Raw genomic sequence first — 6,551 nt, forward strand, 5'->3', positions numbered from 1 at the left:
GGAATAGCAATTTTAGCAAATGAGTGTCTGGAACCATAGAAGCAAGGGTACGTAACTTTCTGTTACCGTCTGTCAAATTTTACCGAAGCTTCGTCCTGGTTCCACACGAAATTTGCGTTGTGCCCTATGGCACGGGAAAATTGCTGCTGACTGGAACGATATTTAATTGCGACGCTCACAGTCCCCTCTTCGCCCCCTTCCGCCTCGCTTCGCTCAGCACCTTCCCCAAGGGGCAGGCAAGAAGGCCGGCAGAACGCTAAAGATTCTCCTTCACATCTACACAAAAGGAGCTGCCAACGGCAGCTCCTCCCCAAAATTAATCAACCAGATTAGACGCAGTATAAACAGTACCCGGATGCAGCTTATCCAGATTCTCCAGCGCCTTGCCGGTGCCAAGAGCAACACACTCCAACGGATCATCGGCAATATGTGTAGTAATACCGGTCTCACGCTGCATAATCTCAGCCAGACCATCAAGCAGCGCACCGCCGCCGGTCAGATAAATACCGTTATCAACAATATCCGCAGCCAGCTCAGGCGGACATTTTTCCAGAACACCACGCACGGTAGCAATCAGAGAAGCAATAGCATCCTCCAGCGCCACACGGCAATCCTCAGAACTTACGCTGAAGGTAGTCGGCAGACCGGTAACCATATCACGGCCACGCACAGTAATAGACTCATGACGACCATCAGTAATAACAGTAGCAACATTCATCTTGATTTCCTCAGCAGTACGCTCACCGATAAGCACATTATGAACCTTCTTCACATGACGCACAATAGCCTCATCAAAATGGTCACCGCCGATACGGATAGAAGAATCAACAACAATACCGCCAAGGCTCAGCACAGCTATATCAGTAGTACCACCACCAATATCAACAACCATATTGCCGCGCGGTACGGAAATATCAATACCGGCGCCAAGAGCCGCAGCCAGCGGTTCCTCAATCAGATAGGTTTTGGAAGCACCGCCTTGGGTAGTAGCCTCCATAACAGCACGCTTTTCTACCGAAGTAATACCGATAGGTACACAGGTCATAACACGCGGTTTGAAAAACAGGCTCTTGCCCGCAACCTTCTCAATAACGTAAGCCAGCAGCTTTTGCGTTACCGTATAATTCGCAATAACGCCCTCCTTCAGCGGACGGATAGCAACGATACTGCCGGGAGCACGTCCCAGCATTTCTCTGGCATCATCGCCCACAGCCAGCACCTTGTTGCGCACCTTGTCAATAGCCACAACAGAAGGCTCCTTCAGGACAACGCCCTTACCCTTGACATAAACAAGAATGTTAGCGGTACCCAAATCAATACCGATATCCATACTCTTAAACATTAGTCATATCTCCTTAATCTACATCTACACGTTCAATATCCGCACCCAGATTTTTCAGCTTAGCAACAATGTTCTCGTAGCCACGGTCGATATGGTGCAAATCACCGATACGCGTCGTACCCTCAGCCACTAGGCCAGCCAGAATCATAGCGGCACCGGCACGCAAATCGGTTGCACGCACATCGCAGCCTGTCAGCTTGCTTGGACCGTCAATAACAGCACTGCGTCCTTCGGTAGAAATCTGCGCACCCATACGGTTCAGCTCAACCACATGCATGAAACGGTTTTCAAAAACAGTTTCCGTAACCTTGCTGCGGCCCTCGGCAATAACCATCATCGCCATCATCTGCGCCTGCATATCAGTCGGGAAGCCGGGGTAAGGCAGAGTTTTGATAGATACAGCCTTCAGTGGATTCTGTCCGATAACGCGCACCTTGTCAATATCCTCTTCAACCACGGCACCAGCCTCTCGCAGCTTGGCAATCAGCGGCTTCTGATGCTCTGGCAGAACATTTTCCACCACAACATCGCCACCGGTCATAGCAGCAGCAATCATATAAGTGCCTGCCTCAATACGGTCCGGAATAATGGTGTAGTCTGCACCATGCAGCTTGTCTACACCCTCAATGCGGATAGTATCTGTACCGGCACCGCGGATTTTGGCACCCATCTTATTCAGATAGTTGGCCAAATCAACAATTTCCGGTTCCTCAGCAACATTTTCCAGAATAGTAGTACCCTCAGCCAAGGATGCTGCCATCATAATATTTTCGGTAGCACCTACGCTCGGGAAATCAAAATAAATGCTGGTACCCTTCAGTCCCTCTGGAGCACTTGCTTCAATATAGCCATGTCCCTGTTCGATTTTTACACCCAAGGCCTCAAAGCCCTTCAAGTGAATATCAATCGGACGGGCGCCGATAGCGCAGCCGCCGGGCATAGAAATACGCGCTTTACCTATGCGTGCCAGCAAAGGTCCCATTACCAGAAAGGACGCACGCATAGTGCGCACCAGCTCATACGGTGCTTCATACGAGGTTATCTCAGTGCTGTCGATATCCAGCACATTCTTTTCCGGACTGCATTCCACGGACAGTCCCAGACATTTTAAAACTTCACTTATAGTATGCACATCTTCCAGCATCGGAACTTCATCAAGATGACTTGGGGTAGTTCCCAGGATAGAAGCTGCAATAATCGGCAGTACAGCGTTTTTCGCACCGCTGGTTTTAACTGCACCAACGAGGCGGTTTCCGCCCTTCACAATTAGTTTTTCCAAAATAACCCTCCTGCATATGCGAAGTCGGAAAAATTTTTCCGTAACAAATATTTTATCATTAAACACGGGCACTTTTCAAGACTTAATAAAAATCCGGAAAATTTTGCCACAGGCGCATCCCGCCCGGCCTTATAAGAAAAAGCCGGTACTGCTTCCGGCTCAGAAATTCACCCGCTGGCGGTCTGCTAAAATATTATAATAGGTTTCCTTCTCCATTAATTCCCGGCGGATAGCCTTTTTAGCATCCTCATCAGTGCATTCTGACAGACGCTTACGCAAAAAAGCTATATCCTGCTTCAGCATCAGCATTTTATTTCCTGCCAGACTTTCTACGATATCAGCCATCTTACAGTCACCGTCCTTACTTATATATAAAATTCTTCTCATCTGGAAGTTTGCGGCCTTGCCTAATTCTACATACTATAGTCTACTATAAGCAAGTTTAATATGCAAGGAAAAATGTGTGACAAAACACAAAAACCAGCTGATGACGTTCGTTTGCGTTTTTCCTAGGAACTTTGCAGCTAAAATTGCGTTTTTCATATGAACTTTGTGCTTGCGAGTACATTTTTCATATGAAAAACGCAAAAACATCGGCATTAACGATTCTGACGATACGAAAACCGTCAGCTTGCCGCTTTATCTGCTTTGGAATATCAAAAGTTATTTATAAATATGCGCAAACACCCGAAGCCATTACGACTTCGGGTGTTTTGTTTATTGCGACATGACTTGCTATATTTTTTTAGGGCAAGCCTTCCTGCACTCACAAACGCTCTACTTTTGCCTCACCGTGCCACATAAATTTGGTTGCCAAAGCCAAAAGCTCTGCATCCTCCAAGCCCTCGCTAACTACAACCACATCGGCCTGCAAAAGGCTCACGCTCAAATCGCAGAACATTTTTCGCAGCTCGTTAATCATCTCGGCATCACCGTCATTAACAACGCCCGGCGTACGCTCTGCCAGATGCCAGTAAAGCTGCTTTAAAATATAGCTTTCGTTTTTATTGTACTCTTTGATGTTATCAATAATATTATAAGGATAGACTTCTGCGTCACGCCACGTAGCCTTATACGCATCGAGCACTTTATTTTCATACTCCTGCTTATAAGCTGCCCAGCCCTCGCGGTCGTCAAATTTCAGCATATCCTCCAGCTTATCACGGCAGCTGATAACCTTACGGCAGCGCACAAGCATAGCGTAAATCAGCGCCCGCTCCGCTTCCGTCGCCTGCACAGGCTCCGGCGTAATCGTAAAAACCTGTAAGCCTTCATTCAATTTATGGCGACGCTCTGCCTCCAGGCGTGCCATTTTCAGATGCTGCATTGAAAGCAGGCTGTCCTCACAGCTCACAGGCAGCCCCTGTGCCTGCAAGCCGGCAATTTCGTTCTCATTACATAAAACTAAAATACGCTGCTTTTTCTCTGCCTGCGAAAGCTCGTTAAGGGTATTCATTTGCTGCTCTCCAAGAAAGCAGCGAATGCTTTATAGGTGTAATAAACATCCAGCTTAGAGCTCAGCTCGAACGGAGAATGCATGCACAGAATAGGTACACCAAGGTCAACTACATCCATATCCATAGCTGCAACATACAAAGCAACGGTACCGCCGCCGCCTTCGTCTACAGCGCCCAGCTCACCGATTTGCCAGAAAACATCAGCCTCATCCATAATGCTGATAACCTTGGCCATCGTTTCAGCGCTGGCATCGTTGGAGCCTGATTTGCCGCGCGCACCGGTATATTTGGTCAGCACAGGACCTTTGTTGACAAAGCAGCTGTTGCGCTCTTCGTATACGGAAGCAAAGCTCGGGTCATAGGCACCGTTGACATCGGAGGAAAGTGCAGTAGTATTGCGCAGCAGCTTGCGGATGTTGGCACCCTGAGTTGCTGCCAGATCCTCCAGATAGTGCAGCACGAAATCAGAATTCAGACCGGTGTTGCCGTAGGAACCGATTTCCTCTTTATCTGCCAAAACCGTAACAGTGGTGTAGTACGGTGCTTTGGTATCAATTTCCGCAGTCAGTGCGGTATAAGCACAAACCTTATCGTCCTGGCCATAGGCACCAATCAGGCTGCGGTCCAGGCCCACGTCCTGCGCCTTGGTTGCAGGCACAAATTCAATTTCCGCACGCATAAAGTCATGCTCGGTAATGCCATACATTTCGTTGAGCAGAGCCAGCGCATTCAGCTTCACAGCGTCCTTAACGTCCTCTTCTTCGCTTTCGTCAACAAAAGGCAGGCTGCCGATAACAATATTCAGCTCCTCGCCCTTAATGCCTTCGCCCAGCTTGCGCTCGTTCTGCTTAGCGCCCAGATGGGGCAGCAAATCGGTTACGCAGAATACCGGGTCACCGGCATTTTCGCCCACGCATACCTTCACCAGCTCACCGTTCTTTTTGATAATCACGCCATGCATAGCCAGAGGCACAGTTACCCACTGATATTTGCGGATACCGCCATAGTAATGCGTTTTAAAATATGCCATCTCATGATTTTCGTATACCGGGTTCGGCTTTAAATCAAGGCGCGGAGAATCGATATGCGCAGCGTTCAGGCGCACGCCTGCCTCCAGCGGTGCGGTGCCGAAGGTGGACATAGCCAGAGATTTGCCGCGATTAACAAAGTAAACCTTGTCACCGGGTTTATATGCCTTGCCTTCCTCGAAGGGAGCATAGCCAGCAGCAGCCAGCTTTTCTACAGCCTTGGCGGTAAATTCGCGCTCTGTTTTTGCTGTATCCAAAAATTCCTTATAGCCTTCGCAGTATGCAAACGCTGCTTCTTTGGCAGCAACATTCTTTTTAGCGATATGGAGGAATTCCCATGTTAAATTCTTTTGCAATTCCTTTGCAGTTGTCATAATCTATCACTCCTTGTATAAGCTTTAGTAAGCAGTGCCAAACAGCACTATGTAAATAATACCACAAATAGCACTATTTGGGGAGAGGAAGGGAAATGTATACAATCGGCGTTAGCTACGAAAAATTATTTTATGACTATCAGACAGCTAAATCTAAAGGAAGATCAGAAATGTCTTTTAACCTTTTTCCCTTAACTAAAGTATCCAATAAGTCATTAGCATCTTCACTTCCTACTTCTTTGACTGCTCTAATCAATTCATACAAAGCAAAATGATACATACAGTCAATATCTCCTGTACCTAATGCTAATGAAGCTAATCTACTGGGCAACGGTTCTGCTGTAACTACAACTATATGAGGTAAATGCCCTTTTCTATTTCTAATCAAATTTAAGGCTTCAGTCCTGCTGTTTTGAGCTCTATCACTTCTCATCGTAAATTTTGCTGATACGCTTGCATGCAAAACAGGTTTACCACCATTAGATTTTCTAACATCTGTCATCTTGCAAACATTATTACTAACTATTTCTTGTTTTATATTGATGAATTCGTCTTCCAATAAGTCTTTATATATTACAACATCTGGCGCTACTAAATAATCATTTCCTAAAGCAGCTGCTAGTCTAGCATTTTCAGCTGTTAATTCACTTAAATAAGCCAAATGCTCGTATTGCTCAAAATCACTAGTTTTAAGCCTATTATTATTTCCTAATTGTAATATATGCCATGCTCCCGGCCTTAAATTTTGTAATTGAGGAAATGTATTACTCAAAAATTCCATAGTTAGTACTTCAAATTGTTTCCCAAGTGTTTGTCCATTTATTTTTTCAGATACATTAATTTTATGTTTTTGTTCTTCGACCAGAATGTCTATGACTTTTCTTGCTATTTTCTTAGAAGAATTACTGCTAGTATCAGCATTAGACACTACTCCTTTACTATTTAAATTTAAGGTATTAGTCTCAAACAATCTCTTATGAAAATCAAATCTGGCTTTTTCAATCAATGCTTCCATGCTCTAAACACTCCTTTATTTTTTTTCCAACAGCCATAGCAACTGGCGGGGGGAAA

The 6,551-nt window shown here is 45.9% G+C and carries 6 protein-coding genes; all 6 read right to left on the reverse strand.

All coding sequences use genetic code 11. The features are described from left to right. Positions 1 to 316: 316 nt before the first annotated feature. Positions 317 to 1,342, reverse strand: coding sequence for a rod shape-determining protein (locus BN587_RS00545; protein WP_021719223.1), 1,026 nt, complete (start codon positions 1,340 to 1,342; stop codon positions 317 to 319). A gap of 13 nt (positions 1,343 to 1,355) precedes the next feature. Continuing rightward, positions 1,356 to 2,621 (reverse strand): UDP-N-acetylglucosamine 1-carboxyvinyltransferase, encoded by a 1,266-nt coding sequence (gene murA / locus BN587_RS00550; protein ID WP_021719224.1) that lies wholly within the window; start codon positions 2,619 to 2,621, stop codon positions 1,356 to 1,358. Between the two features lie 159 nt (positions 2,622 to 2,780). Then, the gene (locus BN587_RS00555) at positions 2,781 to 3,008 is read right to left on the reverse strand and encodes a hypothetical protein (protein ID WP_303684764.1); all 228 of its coding nucleotides are present in this window, start codon (positions 3,006 to 3,008) and stop codon (positions 2,781 to 2,783) included. A gap of 379 nt (positions 3,009 to 3,387) precedes the next feature. After that, positions 3,388 to 4,077, reverse strand: a complete 690-nt coding sequence (locus BN587_RS00560; protein WP_021719226.1) for a hypothetical protein — start codon at positions 4,075 to 4,077, stop codon at positions 3,388 to 3,390. Next, a complete protein-coding gene (locus BN587_RS00565) occupies positions 4,074 to 5,480 on the reverse strand; it encodes an aminopeptidase (RefSeq protein ID WP_021719227.1) in 1,407 nt (468 codons plus the stop codon). Before BN587_RS00565 ends, BN587_RS00560 begins: the two co-directional genes overlap by 4 nt. A gap of 139 nt (positions 5,481 to 5,619) precedes the next feature. Next, a complete protein-coding gene (locus BN587_RS00570) occupies positions 5,620 to 6,495 on the reverse strand; it encodes an NgoMIV family type II restriction endonuclease (RefSeq protein WP_021719228.1) in 876 nt (291 codons plus the stop codon). Positions 6,496 to 6,551: the final 56 nt, after the last annotated feature.

Source organism: Phascolarctobacterium succinatutens CAG:287 (genome assembly GCF_000434895.1).
GTDB classification, from domain to species: domain Bacteria; phylum Bacillota; class Negativicutes; order Acidaminococcales; family Acidaminococcaceae; genus Phascolarctobacterium_A; species Phascolarctobacterium_A succinatutens_A.